We start from the raw sequence: 17,571 nt of genomic DNA on the forward strand, positions 1-17,571 counted from the left end.
GCGATCCGGAAGCGAAGAGGGGGAGCAGTGCGGGGCGATCAGCCCAGCACTTTCTGCACGGTGGCGACCAGCTGTTCGGGATTGAACGGCTTCACCAGCCAGCCGGTGGCACCGGCGGCCTTGCCTTCGGACTTCTTGTCCGCTGCCGACTCGGTGGTCAGCATCAGCATCGGCGTGAACTTGTAGTCCGGCAGCTGGCGCAGTTCGCGGATCAGCGCGATGCCGTCCATGTTCGGCATGTTGACGTCGGTGACCACCGCATTGAAGCGCTGGCCCTTGGCGCGTCCGAGCGCGACCGCGCCGTCTTCAGCTTCTTCGACGGCAAAACCGGCCGAGGTGAGGGCGAAGGAAACCATCTGGCGCATCGACGCCGAATCGTCCACCACCAAGATACGTGCGCTCATGCAGCGTTCTCCACAGATTTCAGGTTGTCATGGGGTACGTCCAGGCCCAGGGCCTGGGTGACGCCCAGCAGGCGTGCAGCGTCACGGAAGGTTGCAGTGCAACCGTGGAAGCCGGTGCCAAGGCCTGCCTCGCGGCGGGCCTGCACGAAGGCGCACAGCACCTGCACGCTGGCGGTGTGGATGCGGCCGACCTGGCTTGCATCCAGGGTCAGCTCGCCTGCTTCCGCCACCAAGGGCGAAAGGCGGTTCTTGAGCTCGGTGCTGCTCTCGATGCCGAGATCCTCACCCAGTTCGACAGTGCTCATCGTTGCTCCGGACAAACGGTTCCAGCATTCATAACGGCACCGTGGGGCGGTTCTTTAGGGGTATCGGCGCGAAGCGCCGATTCAGAGCACGGATTCACCCCAGCAGCTGCGTGGCGTCGAGCAGGATCATCGGCCGCTGGCTGATGCGGGCCACGCCACGGAACAGTTCATTGGAGATCTGGCAGATGCGGGCGGTATCGGGTGGTTCGATCTGCGAGTCGGTCAGGTTGGCGACGTCCTCCACGGCCGACACACGCAGGCCCAGGGTCTCGCCGTTCTCCTCAAGCACGACGATGCGGGTCTGCGCGTCATCCTCGGCGGAGGCCGCACCCAGGTGCAGGCCGAGATCCATCACCGGCACCACCTGGCCACGCAGGTTCATGATGCCGAGCATTTCCGGGGCAGTGCCGCGCAGTGGCAGCAACGGCACCGGCAGCACCACTTCCTGCACCTTCAGCAGTTCCAGCGCGTAGGCCTGGGTGCCACAGCGCAGGCGCAGCCAACGCGACGTGCGTTCGCCGGCGCGGCGGTTCTGCGGATGCGGGCTGCTGGCGGGCTGATGCGCCTGGGCCTGCAGCTCCTGCCAGGAACCGGGGCGGTTGCTGGAGGGGGTGTCCACCGCGAACTGCGGCGGCGGTGCGACAGCGGCGCGGGTCATCGATGGCATCGTTGCTGGTGCGGGGCGCGCGGCGGCCTTGGCAATGGCCGGCGCAGCGATGTCAGCAACCACTTCGCCGTCGGCGGCGGCTTCGAAGGCGGCCTGCAATCCGGGGCTGTCGGTGTGCGCCAGGCTGTCGGCGGCGTCGGTTTCGTAGATCACTTCGTCCGGCAGGTCATCCCAGGTGGGTTCGGGCGCGGGCGGTGCGACAGCGGCAGTGGCCACCGACGCGGTTTCATGGACGACCTCGGCCGGCAGGTCGTCCCAGGTGGGCTCGCGCTCTGTGTCGACCGCAGGCACGTTGGCGGCGTCGAAAGCAGCCTCCAAGGCCGCATCATCGTTGGCCGGAGCGGCTGCGACGGCGTCGGTTTCGTAGATCACCTCCGCCGGCAGATCGTCCCAGGTCGGCTCGCGCCCGGTATCGGCCGCAGGCGTGGCAGCAGCGTCGAAGGCGGCCTCGAGCGAAACGTCGTCGCTGGCCGGGGCCGCTGCGACGGCGTCGGTTTCGTAGATCACTTCGGCCGGCAGATCGTCCCAGGTCGGCTCGCGCCCGGTGTCGGCCGCAGGCGTGGCAGCCGCGTCGAATGCGGCTTCGAGCGAAGCATCGTCGTTGGCCGGGGCCACTGCGAAGGCGTCGGTTTCGTAGACCACTTCGGCCGGCAGATCGTCCCAGGTCGGCTCGCGCTCGCCGTCGGCTGCTGCGCTCGTCGGGCGTGGCGCGGCATCAGCGGCGACCGGTGCGACGGCAATGTCGCCGAGCAGCTCGTCCAGATAGTCGTCCAGCATCCCGGTGGTGTTCATGCCGCCTGCTCCAGGGCACGTGCGTCCTCACCGAGGATCCAGTTCAACGCACGCCGATAGGCTGCCAGGCCGCGTCCCGGGTAGTCCTCACCGATGCTCGGCAGGGTCAGGCCGGCCGCGTTGCTGATGCGGGTGTCGATCGGAATCGCGTCTTCCCAGACGCGGCTCGCGTGGCGGTCCTGCATGGCGCGCAGCGATTCATTGCCGGTGCGGGTGCGGCGGTCGAACAGCGTCGGCAGGATCGAGATCGGCAGCGGCCGGCGGCGCGAACGCTCGACCATCTCGCCGGTGCGGACCATGCCATCCAGGCCGTGCAGGGCCAACGGCTCGGCCTGGGTGGGAATGATCAGGCGATCGGCCGCGGCCAGCGCATTGATCATCAGCAGGCCCAGGGTCGGTGCGCAGTCCAGCAGGATGTAGTCGTGCTGGCCCTGGTGGCGGGCGAGCGCGTTCTGCAGGGCCAGGCCGAGGCCAGGCTGGTTGGCGCTGCGTCGTTCCAGCGTGGCCAGCGAGGCCTGCGCGCACACGTAATCGAGTCCGCCGATGTTGCTGGCATGGCTGAGCGTGGAGAGGTCGGCCGGCGGTGCGCCGAACAGCTCCAGCACGCCGGCCGGTGCCGGCTCGATCGGCACGCCGAAGGCGCGGGTCAGCGAGGCATGCGGATCGAGATCGATCAGCAGCACGCGGTGGCCGAGCGCGGCCAGGCCGCGACCGAGGGCGAGGGTGGTGGTGGTCTTGCCGACTCCGCCCTTCTGGTTGGCGACTGCCCAGATGCGCATCGGATTACTCCTTCATTGCCGGGGGAACGGCGGCGCCGACGCGGCTGCCAGCCGGCACCGGTGGCAACTGCACCGGTGCGATGGGGGAAGTGGGGGTGGTGGCCGGTGCGGTGGCGGCCTGTTCGCTGGCGCTGCGGGCAGCGCCGGTGGCGGCATTCAGGCGTTCGCCGAGCGGGTCCACCGAATGACTGGTGTCGGCCAGGATGATGACCATCACCCGCCGGTTGCGATTGCGGCCCTGTGCGCTGTCGTTGTCTTCGCGGGGGCGGAACTGGCCGTAGCCGACCATCGCCAGCCGCGATGGCTGCAGCCCCTGGTCGGCAAACAGATGCACCACGCTGGCCGCGCGCCCGGCCGACAGCTCCCAGTTGGACGGGAAGGTGGCGGTGGCGATCGGCACGTTGTCGGTGTGTCCTTCCACGCGCACGCTGTTGGGCACGTCGCGCAGCACGCCGGCCAGGCTGGCCAGGGTGTCGCGCGCATGCACGTCCAGCGCCGCCGAGCCGGTCGGGAACAGGATGTCGCTGTTGATCTCCACTTCGATCCACAGTTCGGTACGGCGCACGCTGATCATGCCGCGGTCGATCAGTGGCGCCAGCGCCGCGGTCAGGCGGTCGGCGATGCTGTTGAGCTGGCGCTCGGCACGCGCGATCTGTTCCTGGTTGTGCACCGACACCGGCATGCGCATCTGCGAGGCCATCGCCGGCAGCAGGGTGGGGTCGTGCGAGGGCGCGGGCGCGGACGGCCCGATCTTGGTGCCGGACTTGATCACCGACGGGCTGTCCCAGCCGCCGCCCTGCACCTGCTTGTTGCCCACCTGCACCGGATTGATGGTGCGCGGCGCACCACCGAAGGCATCGGTGAGGGCGTCGGCCATGATCCGGTACTTGCCCTCGTTGACCGAGGAGATCGCGTACATGACCACGAAGAAGGCGAGCAGCAGCGTCATCAGGTCGGCATAGGGGATGGCCCATGCCTCGTGATTGGCGTGCTCTTCGTGGTGCTTGCGGCGGGCCATGTCAGTGCAGGAAGCCGGAGAGGTTGGTTTCGATGTTGCGCGGGTTCTCGCCCTGGGCAATCGAGATCAGGCCTTCGATGACCATTTCGCGGTCGCGGCTGGAATGGGCGATCACGCCCTTCAGCTTGGCGGCGATGGGCAGGAACAGCAGGTTGGCCGAGGCGATGCCGTAGATGGTGGCGGTGAACGCGGCGGCGATGCCATGGCCGAGCTTGCTCGGGTCGGCGAGGTTCTTCATTACCGCGATCAGGCCGAGCACGGCGCCGATGATGCCCAGCGTGGGCGCATAGATGCCCATGCTTTCAAACACCTTGGCAGCGGCCTGGTCCTGGTGCTCCTGGCTGCCCAGTTCGATCTCCAGCATGTGCCGGATCGATTCGGGTTCAACGCCGTCCACCAGCAGCTGCAGGCCCTTGCGCAGGAACGGGTCCTGCTGCGCTTCCACCTGCGATTCCAGGCCGAGCAGGCCCTGGCGGCGGGCGATGTTGCTCCATTCCACGATCTGCTGGATCAGTTCACGACGGTCGCTGTGCGGCGGCCGCACGACCCAGCGCACGATCTTGAAGGCGTGCTTGAACACCGCTGGCGAGGTGTGCAGCAGGATGGCGGCGATGGTGCCGACGATGACGATCACGAACGCCGCAGGCGACCACAACGACGCCAGGCCGGCGCCCTTGAGGATGCTGCCACCGACCAGCGAGGCCAGGGCGAGGAAAAGTCCAATGAGGCTGAGTCTATCCATGGGTCCGGTATCGGCTTGTATGAATGGGACTTGAGACACCGGTAGGTCGTGTACAGACGGTAGTCACAGTTTTCGGGTCGCCGGGCATGGCCCGGCGCTACCCTGCGGGGCCGTTTCCGGTAGCGCCGGGCCATGCCCGGCGGGCTTCAGCGCAGCCCGTCCACGTCCAGGATCAGCGCCATGCGACCATCGCCGATCAGGGTTGCACCGGCATAACCACGCAGGCCGCGCAGGGCCTTGGGCAGTGGCTTGATGACCACTTCCTCACGCCCGCGCACCTGGTCCACCACCAGCCCGAAGCGTGCTTCACCGGCCTGCAGCACGACGATGGTCAGCAGGGGCGAGGTGGCCGGCGTCACATCCAGCCATTGCCGCAGGTCGACCAGCGCCAGCGTGTGCGAGCGGCGGTCGAGCACGGCGCGGCCGTCGAACCAGCCCAGCGAGGTGCGCGGCGCATGCAGCACTTCCATCACACGGGCCAGCGGCAGTGCGTAGACGTCTTCGCCGGCCTGCACCAGCAGGGTCGGCAGGATCGCCAGGGTCAGCGGTACGCGGATCATGAAACGGCTGCCGCGGCCCAGTTCCGACTGGATCTGGATCTGCCCGCTCAGCTCGCGGATGCGCGACTGCACCACGTCCATGCCGACGCCGCGGCCGGAAATGTCGGTGACCTGCTGCTTGGTCGAGAACCCTGGCAGGAACACCAGGTGCAGGCATTCCTCGCTGCTCAGGCGAGCGGCGGCTTCCGGATCAATCAGGCCCTTCTCGCGCGCCTTGGCGCGCAGTTTTTCCGGATCGATGCCGGCGCCATCGTCCTGCACTTCGATGCTGACGTAGTCGCCTTCCTGCTGTGCCGACAGGCGCACGTGGCCCATCCGCGGCTTGCCTTGCGCTTCGCGCAGGTCCGGCATTTCCACGCCATGGTCGATGGCGTTGCGGACCAGGTGCACCAGCGGGTCGGCCAACGCTTCGACCAGGTTGCGGTCGAGCTCGGTTTCGGCGCCGATCAGTTCCAGGTCCACTTCCTTCTTCAGCGAACGCGCAACGTCGCGCGCCACCTTCGGGAAGCGCGAGAACACCTTGCCGACCGGCTGCATGCGGGTGCGCATCACCGCCGACTGCAGGCGCGCGGTGGCGATATCCAGCGTGGACACGGCGCGGTCCAGCTCTTCATCGCGCAGGCGCGCGCGCAGCGTCTTCAACCGGTTTCGTGACAGCACCAGTTCGCCGATCAGGTTGACGATGGCGTCCAGGCGCTTGGTGTCCACGCGCACGGTGTGTTCGGCTTCGGCGACAGGCTTGTTGGGTGCGGGCTTGGCAGCGGGCGGGGCCGGCGAGGGCGCCGGTCGCGGTGCCGGTACCGCAACAGCCGCTGCGGTGGTGTTGCTGCCCGGAGCGGCGCCGCCATGCAGCTGGTCGAGCAATGCCTCGAACTCGTCCTCGCTGATCATGTCGTCGGCCTTCTTCGCCGCCGCCACGGTTGTCGGCGCCTTGCCGCCATGCAACTGGTCGAGCAGGGCCTCGAATTCATCGTCGGTGATCAGGTCGCCACCGCCCGCACCCGGCGCAGCGGCCGCAGGCGCGGCAGCGCCGCCGCCATGCACGTCGAACTGGGCGACCAGTTCGGGCGGGGCAAAGCCCGGCTCGGTGCCCGAAGACACCGCGTCAAGCATCGACTGCAGGTAGTCCAGTGACTGCTGGGCGGCATCGAAGTGATGCGCCTGCAGGACGGCCTGGCCGGCGCGTGCGGCGCCCAGCGCTTCCTCGGCGGCGTGGCACAGCTCGACCATTGCGGTGATGCCGAGGAAACCTGCGCCGCCCTTCAGCGTGTGGTAGCCGCGGAACACCGCGTTGAGCTGTTCATTGTCCTGCGGTGCCTGTTCCAGCGACACCAGCTGTTCGCCGAGGCGATCCAGGATCTCCTGGGCCTCGATGATGAAATCGGCAGTGATGTCGTCGGCTACTGCGCCCATGGTTACAGCCCCAGATCCGACAACAGGTCGTCGGCGTCGTTCTGCGAGACCGCATGGCGGTCCAGTCCCTTCAGTGCCGGCCCAGCCAGTTCCGGATCGGTGCGATGCTGTTCCGGCGGCAGGCCGAGCGCGCCGAAGCCTTCGTGCACGCGGCGGACGATGCCCACCACGCGACGGATGATCTGCCCGGTCAGGTCCTGGTAGCTCTGGGTCAGGGCGATCTCTGTGAGGTTGTGGCGGATGCGGTCGAGCTGCACGTCCTGGCCCGGCTGCAGGCCGTCGGCGCGCAGCTGTTCGGTCAGGCTGCGGCACTCTTCGGCCAGGTCCAGGGTGCGGTGGGTAGCCTGTTCGGTCATCGCCACCACGTGGTCCAGGCGCGCGCAGGCATCGTCCAGCTCGCCGGCTTCATCGGGCACGGTCGGCAGTTCGCCCAGCGCCTGGCCCAGCTCGCGGGCCAGCCGCGAAAGGCCGCTCATCATCGGCTGGGTGCGCAGCGCGACCAGGCCGTCGATGCGCTGGCGCCACGCCGCCTCGTCGCCGGATTCCAGTGCATCCAGGGCTTCCTGCAGGCGCAGGGCGAGGGCGCTCTTGTCGACCGTGGTATCCATCAAGCGCTGGCCGCCAGGCGTTCGAAGATCTTGCCGAGCTTCTCTTCCAGCGTCTGTGCGGTGAACGGCTTGATGATGTAACCGTTCACGCCGTTCTGCGCCGCTTCGATGATCTGCTCGCGCTTGGCTTCGGCAGTCACCATCAGCACCGGCAGGGTCTTCAGCTTGGCATCGGCACGGATGGCTTTGAGCAGTTCGATGCCGGTCATCACCGGCATGTTCCAGTCGGTGACCACGAAGTCGAACGGCTGGCTCTGCAGCAGCGACAGCGCGGCATGCCCGTCCTCGGCTTCGGCGGTATTGGTGAAGCCCAGATCGCCCAGCAGGTTCTTGACGATACGACGCATGGTCGAGAAATCGTCGACGATCAGGATGCGCATGTTCTTGTTCAAAGCAGAGTTCCTTTGTTGATCAGCTCTCGAGGCCGGCGTCGGCCGCCTCGAAAATCTTCAGTCGGCCACGCAGGCGCAGGACCGCCTGGCCGTGGATCTGGCAGACCCGCGACTCGCTCACGCCGAGCACTGCGCCGATCTCTTTCAGGTTCAGTTCCTGCTCGTAGTAGAGCGACAGCACCAGCTGTTCGCGCTCGGGCAGGTGGCCGATGGCATTGCCCAGCTCGCGGCCGAATTCACCGCGCTCCAGCACCTGCTGCGGGGTCGGGCCGCCCTGGGCGACGGTGTCCAGCTCGCCCTGGTCTTCAATGCGCGACTCCAGGCTCAGTACCTGGCCGCGCGAGGCGTCCTCCATCAGGCGCAGGTACTCGGGCAGCGGCATCTCCATCGCGGCGGCCACTTCGGTGGCACTGGCGGCGCGGCCGGTGCTCTGCTCCAGGCGGCGGATGGTGGCCGCAGCGTCACGTGCACGGCGGTGCACCGAACGCGGTACCCAGTCGCCACGACGGATCTCATCGATCATCGAACCGCGGATGCGGATCGAGGCGTAGGTCTCGAACGAGGCACCCTGGTCGGCGTCGTAGCTGCGCGAGGCTTCAATCAGGCCCATCATGCCGGCCTGGATCAGGTCGTCCACCTCAACGCTGGCCGGCAGGCGTGCCGCCAGATGGTGGGCGATGCGCCGCACCAGGTCCGAGTGCTGGGCGATGACCTCGTTGGCCGCCGTGCGCTGGACCTCTCTGTACTGGGCGGCGCCTTTCATGCTGCCACCCCGCGCTGCTTGATGATGCGTTCGAGGAAGAACTCGACGCCGCCGCGCGGCTCGGTCGGTGCCTGCCAGCGGGCGGTGCGGCGGGCGATCTCGGTGATCGCCAGTGCCGACGGGCTGGACGGATAGGCTTTCACCACCGGCTGCTGGCGCTGCACCGACAGGCGCAGCCAGTCGTCCTGCGGCACGCAGCCGAGGTAGTTCAGCGAGACATCGGCGAGGAATTTCTCGCAGACGCGGGTCAGCTTCTCGTACAGCACGCGGCCTTCGTTGGGGTCGCGCACCATGTTGGCCACCACCTGGATGCGGTCCACGCCACGTTCGCGCGACAGCACCTTGATCAGCGCATAGGCATCGGTGATCGAGGCCGGTTCATCACAGACCACCACCACGGTGTCCTGCGCGGCCTGGCAGAAGGTCAGCACGCCATCGGTGATGCCGGCGGCGGTGTCCACCACCATGATGTCCAGCTCGCGCTCCAGCTCGGAGAACACGTTGACCAAGCCCACATGCTCGGCCGGGGCCAGCTCGGCCATGTGCCGGCGGCCGGACGCAGCCGGTACCACCAGCACGCCGTTCGGGCCTTCGATGATCACGTCATCCAGGCTGCAGCGGCCAGCGACCAGGTCGGCCAGGGTGTTGGTGGGGCTCAGGCCCAGGATCACGTCGATGTTGGCCAGGCCCAGGTCGGCATCCAGCAACAGGGTGCGTTTGCCCATTCCCGCAAGCGCCACGGCCAGGTTGGCCGATACGTTGGTCTTGCCGACGCCGCCCTTGCCGCCGGTCACGGCAATCGTGCGCACAGGGCCGAGCGGCTCGCTGCGGGTCGCCGTCAGCGGGAAGGTGGTGGTCAGCTTGGCGTACTCACGCGACGGCATGGTTCAACTCCGGGTTGCAGGGCATATCGGCCGCGCGGCGCAAATCTTCAAGGCGAAGTACAAGATTGGCTGCACTGGCCCGGTGCAGGTCGTCCGGGACGTCCTGGCCATCGGTCACCCAGGTGATCGGCAGCTTGTGGTCCACCGCCACCGACAGGGCGTTGCCGAAGCGGCCGGTCTCGTCCAGCTTGCTCAGCACCAGGCCCTGCAGGTTGGCCGCGCCGAAGCGGCGGACCACCTCGTCCATGTCGCCGAAGCTGGTGTTGGCCGGCAGTACCAGCAGGGTGCGGACCTGGCGGGCGGCGCGCAGCCACTGCAGCTGGGCGGCCAGCGCACGGTCGCGCGGGCCCAGGCCGGCGGTGTCGATCAGCACCAGCTTGTAGTCCTTCAGGCGTTCCAGCAGCTGGTCCAGGTCGGTGCCGCTGTTGGCCTCGTGCACGGCGATGCCGAGCTGGCGGCCGTAGCCGTACAGCTGTTCGCGGGCGCCGATGCGCATCGTATCGGTGGTGACCAGGGCGACGTCGCGGGCGGCATGGGCTTCGGCGAAGCGCGAGGCCAGCTTGGCGATGGTGGTGGTCTTGCCGGCGCCGGTCGGGCCGACCAGGGCGATCACGCCGCCTTCCTCCATCGGATCGACCGGGGCGATCGGCAGCTTGCGCGAGATCAGCCCCAGCATCAGGCCGCGGCCGCGATGCGCTTCGGTTTCCAGCGGGATCTGCATGGCCACGTCGCGGGCGATGCCGGCATCGAAGCCGTACTCGTCCATCAGGTCCAGCGCGGTGGCACGCACCGGGCTGCCGCGCAGGCGCTCGTCGGTGAAGCGGTTCATCTCGCGCTCGATCACCTGGCGCATGCCGGCCACTTCCTGGCGCAGGTGGCGGATCTCGGCGTCATCGGCGACCAGGGTCAGCGCAGGTGCTGGCGCCAGCGCCGGCATCGGTGCCGGTGCAGCCTCGGTCGGCTGCACGGCAACCTGCGCGTGTGAGGCTTGGTCTTCGGGTGCCGTGGTGGCCTGGAGGGCAACCGGCAACGGCGGCGGCGTCACTGCCGGCAGCTGCGCGCTGTCTTCCAGTGGCGGGTCGATCTGGAAGCGGGCGCGGTTCACCGGCGCGGCTGCCGCAGGCGAGGGCGAGGGCGAGGGCGCCACGATGGCGTCGGCAAACGGGGCGAAGATCTGTTCCGGCAGCGTCGATTCATTGACGGCGGCGCGCGCCAGGGTGGCGGCGAAGCCGGTGCTGCCACGCGTCGGCACTATCTCGTCGGCGCTGTCCAGGGTGCGGCCGGTAGCGCCGACGGCGGCGCGGGCGAGGGCGGCGACGGCCGAGGTGGTGGCGGCCACCGGCTCCGGTGCCGGGGTGCTGCTGCGACGGCGGGTGACTGCGGCGATCACTGCGTCGGCGGCGCTGCGCGGCTTCGGCGCGGGCGGCGGTGCCACGTCGCGGCGCGACGCTTCCAGGGCGCGCTGCACGGCGCTCTCATCGTAGTTGGCGGCGGCCACGATCTCGATGCCTTCCTCGATCCGGCGGTTGGACAGGATCACGGCATCAGGACCATGTTCCTTGCGCACCAGGTTCATGGCCGAGCGCATGTCGGCGGCGACGAATCGTTTGATTTTCATGCTGTGGTCACGGGACGAAGTCGGCGGAGTGGCGGTCGGAGAACGCGGATGGTCGGTGGTCTGCACGGTTCGGGTTCCCCTTGGAATCTGTCTGTTGCGGGTGTTTGAAAGTGGTGTCTGTTTTCTGGCGCGTTGCAGGGCGGCGTCAGCTGATCGTTCCGACCAGCTTCAGGCGCTTGTCCTCCGGCACCTCGCTGTAGGCCAGGACCGACAGCGACGGAACGCTGTGGCGGACCAGGCGGGCCAGCGCGGCTCGCACCGGGCCAGGTACCAGCACCACCGCGGGCTCGTTGCGGGCTTCCTGCTTGCTGACACATTCGGCCAGGCTCTGGTGCAGTCGCTCAGCGAGTCCGGGTTCCAGCGCGGCGCCGTTGCCCTGCGTGGACTCCTGCAAGACACGTTCCAATTGCGGGTTGAGGGTGAACACCGGCAGCTCCGCCGACATTCCGGCGATCTCCTGCACGATGAAGCGGCCCAGTGCGGTGCGCACGGCGGCGGTCAGCGTGGCCGGGTCCTGGCTGTGCGGGGCGTGTTCGACCAGTGCTTCGGCGATCTTGCGCAGCTGGCGGATCGGAATGCGCTCGACCAGCAGGTTCTGCAGCACGCGCACCACCGCCGACAGCGGCAGCGCCTTCGGCGTCAGATCTTCGACGAGCTTGGGCGCGCTCTTGGCCAGGTTGGCCAGCAGGTGCTGCACTTCCTCGTGGCCGAGCAGTTCCGGTGCGTGCTCGCGGATCAGGTGCGAAAGGTGGGTGGCCACCACCGTGGCCGGGTCGACCACGGTATAGCCCAGGGTTTCGGCCTGGGCGCGCTGGTGTGGCTGGATCCAGGTCGCGTCCAGTCCGAAGGCCGGGTCCTTGCCGGCGATGCCTTCCAGCGGACCGAGGGCACTGCCCGGGTCCAGCGCCAGTTCGCGGTCGGGATGGATCTCGGCAGTGGCCACCGGCACGCCATGCACCAGTACCCGGTAGCCGTTGGCCGGCAGTTCCAGGTTGTCGCGGATGTGGACCGAGGGAATCAGGAAGCCGACGTCCTGGGTCAGCTTGCGGCGCACGCCCTTGATGCGCGGCATCAGCTCGCCGCCCTGGTTGCTGTCCACCAGCGAAATCAATCGATAGCCCACTTCCAGGCCCAGCGGATCGACCGGGCGCAGCTCGTCCCAGCTCAGTTCCGCGGTGGGTGCGGGGGCAGCGGGGCGGCCCAGCGCGTTCAGTGCGTTGGCGTCGCCTGCAGCGGTGTCGGCCTGCGCCGGCACCAGGCCCTTGCGGTACACCTTCCAGGCGATGAAGCCGAGGATGGCCGCCAGCGTCAGGAAAGCGACGTTGGGCATGCCCGGCACCAGGCCGACCACGCCGAGGATGCCGGCGGTGATGGCCAGCGCACGGTACTGGCCAAACACCTGGCCGGTCATCGCCTGCGCCATGTCCTGCGAGCGCGAGGCACGGGTAACCAGCATCGCCACCGCGCTGGAGACCAGCAGCGCCGGCAGCTGCGCCACCAGGCCGTCACCGATCGACAGCAGGGTGTAGGTGGCGGCGGCATCGCCGAAGGGCATGCCATGCTGCAGCACGCCCACGGCCAGGCCGCCCAGCATGTTGATGAACAGGATCAGGATGCCGGCGATCGCGTCGCCGCGGATGAACTTGCTGGCACCGTCCATCGCACCGTAGAAGTCGGCTTCCTCGCGTACTTCCTCGCGGCGCAGCTTGGCTTCCTCGCGCGTCAGCAAACCGGCGTTGAGGTCGGCGTCGATCGCCATCTGCTTGCCGGGCATGGCGTCAAGGATGAAGCGCGCGGTCACTTCCGAGACGCGGCCGGCGCCCTTGGTGATGACCACGAAATTGATGATGGTCAGGATCGCGAACACCACGATGCCGACGGCGTAGTTGCCGCCGATCACGAACTCACCGAATGCGGCGATCACCTTGCCGGCCGCTTCGTGGCCGTTCTGGCCGTTGAGCAGGATCACGCGGGTGGAGGCCACGTTCAGCGCCAGCCGCAGCATGGTGGTGATCAGCAGCACGATCGGGAAGATGGTGAAGTCCAGCGGGCGCTTCACGTAGACCACCGCCAGCAGCACCATCAGCGAGATGGCGATGTTGAAGGTGAACAGTGCGTCGAGCACCGGCGCGGCCAGCGGCACCACGACCATGGCCAGCAGGGCCAGCACGATCAGCGGCGCGCCAAGGCCCTGGCGGATCATTTCAAGCGCGCGGCGGGTATTGAAGCTGGATGCCTGGGCGCTCATGGACGGCCCCCGTTGCCGAACTCATCAACCTGGATGTGCGGCGTGGACGGCATCGGGCCGGTCCGCCAGCTGCGCAGCTGGTAGACGTAAGAGAGGACCTGGGCGACGGCTGAATACAGTCTCACGGGGATTTCCTTGCCGAGTTGGCCTTCCCGATACAAGGCGCGTGCCAAAGGCGGGGCAGAGACGATGGCGACCTTGTTGCCGTCGGCCACTTCACGGATGCGCAGGGCCGTTTCATCCACGCCCAGGGCGACCACGGTGGGTGCGTTCATGGCCCCGCCTTCGTACTTCAGGGCCACCGCGTAGTGGGTGGGGTTGACCACCACCACGTCGGCAGTGGGGACCGCCTCCATCATCCGGCGGTTGGCCATCTGCTGCTGCAGCTGGCGGATGCGGCCCTTCACTTCCGGGCTGCCTTCGCTTTCCTTCATCTCCCGGCGCAGCTCCTCGCGGGTCATCTTCAGCTTGCGCATCCAGTTCCAGCGCTGGTACGGCGCGTCGATGGCGGCCAGCACCAGCATCGCCCCGGCGGTGGCCAGCAGCAGCCGCAGGGTGAAGCCCAGGCCGTCGCCGATGGCCGTTTCCAGCGGCTGGTGGATCAGCCCGCGCAGGGTGTTGAAGCTGGTCCAGACCACCATGCCGGCGGCGACGCCGACGAAGGCTACCCGCAGCAGCGACTTGATGAACTCGGCGATGGCTTCGGGGCCGTACAGGCGCTTGAGCCCGCTCATCGGGTTCATGCGGTTGATGTCGGGCATCATCGCCTTGGCCGACCAGCGCAGGCCGCCCATCACCACCGGCGCCAGGAAACTGGCCAGCAGGCAGACCAGCACCAGCGGGGCGATCACCCACATCAGCTGCAGCAGCAGGTCGCCGAAGTGGCCGAACAGCGCCTTCGGGTGCTGGCGCAGGCTCTGTTCGGGGCTGAGCGCATGGCGCATCCAGGCGCTGGCGCCGCTGGCCATCGAGCCGCTCATGGCCATTACCGCGATCACCCCGGCGCCGAACACGGCGGCCGTGCCCAGTTCACGCGAGCGCGGCAGGTTGCCCTGTTCGCGGGCGTCGCGCAGGCGTTTTTCTGTCGGTTGTTCGGTTTTTTCGCCGGCGGATTCGTTCTCGGACATCACAGGCACTGCAGCAGGGGATGCCGGGGTGCGTGCAAGAATCGTTCCGTTACGGGTGCATGTGCCAACTGAAGTGGGCGCCTGCCGGAGCAGGTACCGGTAGCGCCGGGCCATGCCCGGCGAGCGGGCAGCCTGGATCATTGCATCCGCCGGGCATGGCCCGGCGCTACCCCGGGGGCCGGTCCTGCGGGCCCTGCGCCAGTTCCACCCGTGGCCGCGGCAGGTCGTGCAGCTGCATGAAGCGGGCCGCGTCCACTGGCCGGCCCAGCAGGAAGCCCTGCAGGTAGTCGCAGCCGAGGCGCTCCAGGTAGGCGCGCTGCGCGGCGGTCTCCACGCCCTCGGCCACGATGTCCATGTCCAGCGCATGGCCCAGCGCAACGATGGCCGACACGATCACCACGTCTTCGGCGCTGTGTTCCAGGTCGCGCACGAATGCGTGGTCGATCTTGATTTCGGTGGCCGGCAGGCGCTTGAGGTACAGCAGGCTGGAGTAGCCGGTGCCGAAATCATCGATCGAGATGCCCACGCCCAGGGCGGAGAAACTCTGCAGCAGGCGCAGGCTGGTATCGGTATCGCGCATCACCGTGCTTTCGGTGATCTCCAGCACCAGGTTGCGCGGGGCGATCGCGTAGCGCTCGATCACCTCGCGCACGTCCTGCAGCAGGTGCGGCGAACTGAACTGCACCGGTGACAGGTTCACCGACATCGTCCAGCTTTCATGGCCGGCATCGTGCCAGTGCCGCAGCTGCTGGCAGGCCTGGTCCAGCGCCCAGCGGCCGATCTCGTTGATCGCGCCACTGCGCTCGGCCAGGCGGATGAAGCGGTCCGGCGGAATCAGGCCCTGTTCCGGATGACGCCAGCGGATGAGCGCTTCGGCACCAGCCACCTTCTGCGTAGCCACGCGGATCTTCGGCTGGTAATGCAGGAACAGCTGCTCGCTGCCGATCGCGCGGCGCAGGTCGGCCAGCAGGCGGAACTGCTGCTCGGCGCTGTCGTTCATCCAGTCGGCGAACAGCACGAACGCATTGCGGCCCGACTCCTTGGCCTGGTACATCGCCGCATCGGCAAAGGCCATCAGCTGGCGTTCGCTGGCGGCATGGTCGGGGCAGATCGCGATGCCGATGCTGGCGCTCACCTGCAGCTCGTGGTCCGGCAGCAGCGGGCCGCTGCCCACCGCCTGCAGGATGCGCCGGGCCAGGGTCGGCAGGTCCTCGTCCTGTTCGATGCGCACCACCAGCACGAATTCGTCGCCGCCCAGCCGTGCCAGCATGTCGTGCGGCCGCAGCAGCTGGCGGGTACGTTCTGCCACGGCTACCAGCAGCGCATCGCCGGCCTGGTGGCCATAGGCATCGTTGACCTGCTTGAAGCCATCCAGGTCCATGAACATCACCGCGAAGCGGCTGCCGCCCTGTTCGGCCTCGGCCAGGGCCTGCAGGATGCGCCGCTGCAGCAGCAACCGGTTCGGCAGGCGGGTGAGCGGGTCGTGCAGCGCGGCCTGGGTCAGTTCCTGCTGGGCGTCGGTCAAGGAGGTGCTGAGCAGCGAGTTGCGCAGGCGCAACAGCTGCGCCTCCACCCGCTGGTCCAGCCAGGACACCACCAGCACCACCGCCAGGATCGCCACGGTCAGCACCACCACCAGCATCGCCAGCCAGTTGTTCTGCAGGCCATCGCCCACCGCTGCGCCGCAGACGCTGCCTTCCGGGAAGCGGGCGGCGGCCATGCCGGTGTAGTGCATGCCGACGATGGCCAGGCCGAGCAGGCCGGCGGCGGCCAGGCGGTCGCCGATGCGGGTGTGCTGCGCGCGCAGGCGGAAGGCCACGTACAAGGCAGTCCACGACGCGGCCACAGCGACCAGCAGCGACAGCAGCAGCCACACCGGCTGGTAGTCGATGCCCGGTTGCATGCGCATCGCGGCCATGCCCACGTAGTGCATGCTGGCGATGCCGCTGCCCATCAGCAGCGCACCGCCGGCCAGGCGAGGATGGGGCAGGGTGCGCAGCGATACCAGCCAGAGCGCGAACACCGACGAGCCGATCGCCAGTGCCAGCGACAGCAGGGTGATGGGCAGGTCGTAGCCCAGTGGAATGGGCAGGTCGAAGGCGAGCATGCCGATGAAGTGCATCGACCAGATGCCCAGCCCCATCGCAAATCCGCCGCCCAGGCGCCACCACCAGGTCGCGCCCTTGCCGGGCGCGGTGACGGTGCGCCCGGCCATCGCCAGTGCGGTGTAGGACGCCATCACTGCAACCAGCAATGAGGTCGCCACCAGCCATGGGTTGTACGTGCCTACCAGCATTCGTCAGTCTCCCGGACCTGCCTGTCAACGGAAAAACTACGGTGGGGCATGCGCAAGGCGGGCGACCAGAGCCGCCGGTTGCAGCGTCCCCCCGGTCGCTGCGCATTCACTCTAACGCGGGCACCGGGGGGGACGGCAAGCAGCAGAACGTGACGACCACGTCAGGGGGGCACCGCACCGGCCGCCTGGAAGGCAGCATCGAACAGGCGCTGCACCGGCGGCCCCATTTCGCCGACCAGCAGGGTCAGCAGGAACAGGCCCAGCAGCAGCGAGACCGGCAGGCCCAGCTGGATCGGATTCAACGCCGGCGCGGCGCGGGCCAGCACGCCGAAGGCCAGGTTGACCGCCAGCATCGCCACGGTCAGCGGGATGGCCAGGGTCAGCGCGCCACGCAGCACGGTCAGCAGGAAGGTCGGGGCGATGCTGAAGAACGCGTGCGGGTCGGGCAGGGGCGCGCCGATGGGCAGGGCGCGGTAGCTGTCCACCACCAGCGAGATCAGCGCCAGGTGGCCGTTGGCGGTGAAGAACAGCAGGCCGAACAGCAGATAGAACCACTGGCCGATGACACCGGAGGTGCCGCCGCGCAGCGGGTCGCTCATCTGCGCAAACGCCAGGCCGGTGCCCTGGGCGACCAGTTCGCCGGCCATGGCACCAGCCTCGAACACCAGCCGCAGCAGGAAACCGATGGCCACGCCGATCGCCAGCTCGCGGGCGATGGTCAGCACGGTGGCGGCGTCGAAGCCGGTCCAGTCCGGTACCGGCGGCAGCAGCGGCGCCAACGCGATGGCCAGGGTGCCGGCCAGCATCACCCGCACCCGGCCGGGCACCGCGCGGGTACCGATCATCGGCATCGCCATGGCCACTGCGCCGATGCGCAGCATGGTCCACAGCACGGTGCCGATCATGCCGAAGGCGTTCAGGCCGTCGGCAGCCATCTGGGTGGCGGCGTCCATCT

16 protein-coding genes are annotated in these 17,571 nt (G+C 68.3%); all 16 read right to left on the minus strand.

Translation table 11 applies throughout. From position 1 onward, the window contains the following. Nucleotides 1–38: 38 nt before the first annotated feature. The gene (locus tag CR918_RS08080) at nt 39–404 is read right to left on the minus strand and encodes a response regulator (protein WP_025878971.1); all 366 of its coding nucleotides are present in this window, start codon (nt 402–404) and stop codon (nt 39–41) included. After that, the gene (locus CR918_RS08085) at nt 401–709 is read right to left on the minus strand and encodes an STAS domain-containing protein (RefSeq protein WP_059064119.1); all 309 of its coding nucleotides are present in this window, start codon (nt 707–709) and stop codon (nt 401–403) included. The genes CR918_RS08080 and CR918_RS08085 overlap by 4 nt, the downstream gene beginning before the upstream one ends. A 94-nt stretch (nt 710–803) precedes the next feature. Further along, nucleotides 804–2,168 carry a chemotaxis protein CheW gene (locus tag CR918_RS08090; RefSeq protein WP_099842423.1) on the minus strand — a complete coding sequence of 455 codons (1,365 nt, stop codon included), beginning with the start codon at nt 2,166–2,168 and terminating at the stop codon, nt 804–806. Continuing rightward, the gene (locus CR918_RS08095) at nt 2,165–2,947 is read right to left on the minus strand and encodes a ParA family protein (RefSeq protein ID WP_025878974.1); all 783 of its coding nucleotides are present in this window, start codon (nt 2,945–2,947) and stop codon (nt 2,165–2,167) included. The genes CR918_RS08090 and CR918_RS08095 overlap by 4 nt, the downstream gene beginning before the upstream one ends. A 4-nt stretch (nt 2,948–2,951) precedes the next feature. Further along, on the minus strand, nt 2,952–3,965 hold the full coding sequence (gene motD / locus CR918_RS08100; protein ID WP_025878975.1) for a flagellar motor protein MotD: 1,014 nt from the start codon (nt 3,963–3,965) through the stop codon (nt 2,952–2,954). Nucleotide 3,966: 1 nt separating this feature from the next. Further along, nucleotides 3,967–4,707, minus strand: coding sequence for a flagellar motor protein (locus CR918_RS08105; protein WP_025878976.1), 741 nt, complete (start codon nt 4,705–4,707; stop codon nt 3,967–3,969). Nucleotides 4,708–4,853: 146 nt separating this feature from the next. Beyond that, entirely contained in the window at nt 4,854–6,680 is a 1,827-nt protein-coding gene (locus CR918_RS08110) for a chemotaxis protein CheA (protein ID WP_099842424.1), read from the minus strand. Nucleotides 6,681–6,682: 2 nt separating this feature from the next. Continuing rightward, nucleotides 6,683–7,288, minus strand: coding sequence for a protein phosphatase CheZ (locus CR918_RS08115; RefSeq protein ID WP_025878978.1), 606 nt, complete (start codon nt 7,286–7,288; stop codon nt 6,683–6,685). Beyond that, the gene (gene cheY / locus CR918_RS08120) at nt 7,288–7,680 is read right to left on the minus strand and encodes a chemotaxis response regulator CheY (RefSeq protein ID WP_005413247.1); all 393 of its coding nucleotides are present in this window, start codon (nt 7,678–7,680) and stop codon (nt 7,288–7,290) included. Before cheY ends, CR918_RS08115 begins: the two co-directional genes overlap by 1 nt. 19 nt (nt 7,681–7,699) lie before the next feature. After that, entirely contained in the window at nt 7,700–8,443 is a 744-nt protein-coding gene (locus tag CR918_RS08125; protein WP_025878979.1) for an RNA polymerase sigma factor FliA, read from the minus strand. Then, nucleotides 8,440–9,327, minus strand: coding sequence for a MinD/ParA family ATP-binding protein (locus CR918_RS08130; RefSeq protein ID WP_025878980.1), 888 nt, complete (start codon nt 9,325–9,327; stop codon nt 8,440–8,442). Before CR918_RS08130 ends, CR918_RS08125 begins: the two co-directional genes overlap by 4 nt. Beyond that, nucleotides 9,314–10,945: a flagellar biosynthesis GTPase FlhF gene (gene flhF, locus CR918_RS08135; protein ID WP_099842425.1), complete on the minus strand. Its 1,632-nt coding sequence runs from the start codon at nt 10,943–10,945 to the stop codon at nt 9,314–9,316. Before flhF ends, CR918_RS08130 begins: the two co-directional genes overlap by 14 nt. 145 nt (nt 10,946–11,090) lie before the next feature. Beyond that, on the minus strand, nt 11,091–13,193 hold the full coding sequence (flhA, locus tag CR918_RS08140) for a flagellar biosynthesis protein FlhA (RefSeq protein WP_032974843.1): 2,103 nt from the start codon (nt 13,191–13,193) through the stop codon (nt 11,091–11,093). Next, a complete protein-coding gene (flhB, locus tag CR918_RS08145; protein ID WP_033831035.1) occupies nt 13,190–14,320 on the minus strand; it encodes a flagellar biosynthesis protein FlhB in 1,131 nt (376 codons plus the stop codon). Before flhB ends, flhA begins: the two co-directional genes overlap by 4 nt. A gap of 166 nt (nt 14,321–14,486) precedes the next feature. Beyond that, a complete protein-coding gene (locus CR918_RS08150) occupies nt 14,487–16,616 on the minus strand; it encodes a putative bifunctional diguanylate cyclase/phosphodiesterase (RefSeq protein WP_099842426.1) in 2,130 nt (709 codons plus the stop codon). 161 nt (nt 16,617–16,777) lie between these two features. Continuing rightward, nucleotides 16,778–17,569: a flagellar biosynthetic protein FliR gene (gene fliR, locus CR918_RS08155; RefSeq protein ID WP_099842427.1), complete on the minus strand. Its 792-nt coding sequence runs from the start codon at nt 17,567–17,569 to the stop codon at nt 16,778–16,780. Nucleotides 17,570–17,571 lie beyond the last annotated feature (2 nt).

Source organism: Stenotrophomonas indicatrix (genome assembly GCF_002750975.1).
Lineage (GTDB): Bacteria > Pseudomonadota > Gammaproteobacteria > Xanthomonadales > Xanthomonadaceae > Stenotrophomonas > Stenotrophomonas indicatrix.

What these genes read in the sequence shown, in the direction of transcription:
- CR918_RS08080 (WP_025878971.1), bottom strand. Translation starts at nt 404, where the DNA reads ATGAGCGCACGTATCTTGGTGGTGGACGATTCGGCGTCGATGCGCCAG.
- CR918_RS08085 (WP_059064119.1), bottom strand. Translation starts at nt 709, where the DNA reads ATGAGCACTGTCGAACTGGGTGAGGATCTCGGCATCGAGAGCAGCACC.
- CR918_RS08090 (WP_099842423.1), bottom strand. Translation starts at nt 2,168, where the DNA reads ATGAACACCACCGGGATGCTGGACGACTATCTGGACGAGCTGCTCGGC.
- CR918_RS08095 (WP_025878974.1), bottom strand. Translation starts at nt 2,947, where the DNA reads ATGCGCATCTGGGCAGTCGCCAACCAGAAGGGCGGAGTCGGCAAGACC.
- motD (WP_025878975.1), bottom strand. Translation starts at nt 3,965, where the DNA reads ATGGCCCGCCGCAAGCACCACGAAGAGCACGCCAATCACGAGGCATGG.
- CR918_RS08105 (WP_025878976.1), bottom strand. Translation starts at nt 4,707, where the DNA reads ATGGATAGACTCAGCCTCATTGGACTTTTCCTCGCCCTGGCCTCGCTG.
- CR918_RS08110 (WP_099842424.1), bottom strand. Translation starts at nt 6,680, where the DNA reads ATGGGCGCAGTAGCCGACGACATCACTGCCGATTTCATCATCGAGGCC.
- CR918_RS08115 (WP_025878978.1), bottom strand. Translation starts at nt 7,288, where the DNA reads ATGGATACCACGGTCGACAAGAGCGCCCTCGCCCTGCGCCTGCAGGAA.
- CR918_RS08125 (WP_025878979.1), bottom strand. Translation starts at nt 8,443, where the DNA reads ATGAAAGGCGCCGCCCAGTACAGAGAGGTCCAGCGCACGGCGGCCAAC.
- CR918_RS08130 (WP_025878980.1), bottom strand. Translation starts at nt 9,327, where the DNA reads ATGCCGTCGCGTGAGTACGCCAAGCTGACCACCACCTTCCCGCTGACG.
- flhF (WP_099842425.1), bottom strand. Translation starts at nt 10,945, where the DNA reads ATGAAAATCAAACGATTCGTCGCCGCCGACATGCGCTCGGCCATGAAC.
- flhA (WP_032974843.1), bottom strand. Translation starts at nt 13,193, where the DNA reads ATGAGCGCCCAGGCATCCAGCTTCAATACCCGCCGCGCGCTTGAAATG.
- flhB (WP_033831035.1), bottom strand. Translation starts at nt 14,320, where the DNA reads ATGTCCGAGAACGAATCCGCCGGCGAAAAAACCGAACAACCGACAGAA.
- CR918_RS08150 (WP_099842426.1), bottom strand. Translation starts at nt 16,616, where the DNA reads ATGCTGGTAGGCACGTACAACCCATGGCTGGTGGCGACCTCATTGCTG.
- fliR (WP_099842427.1), bottom strand. Translation starts at nt 17,569, where the DNA reads ATGGACGCCGCCACCCAGATGGCTGCCGACGGCCTGAACGCCTTCGGC.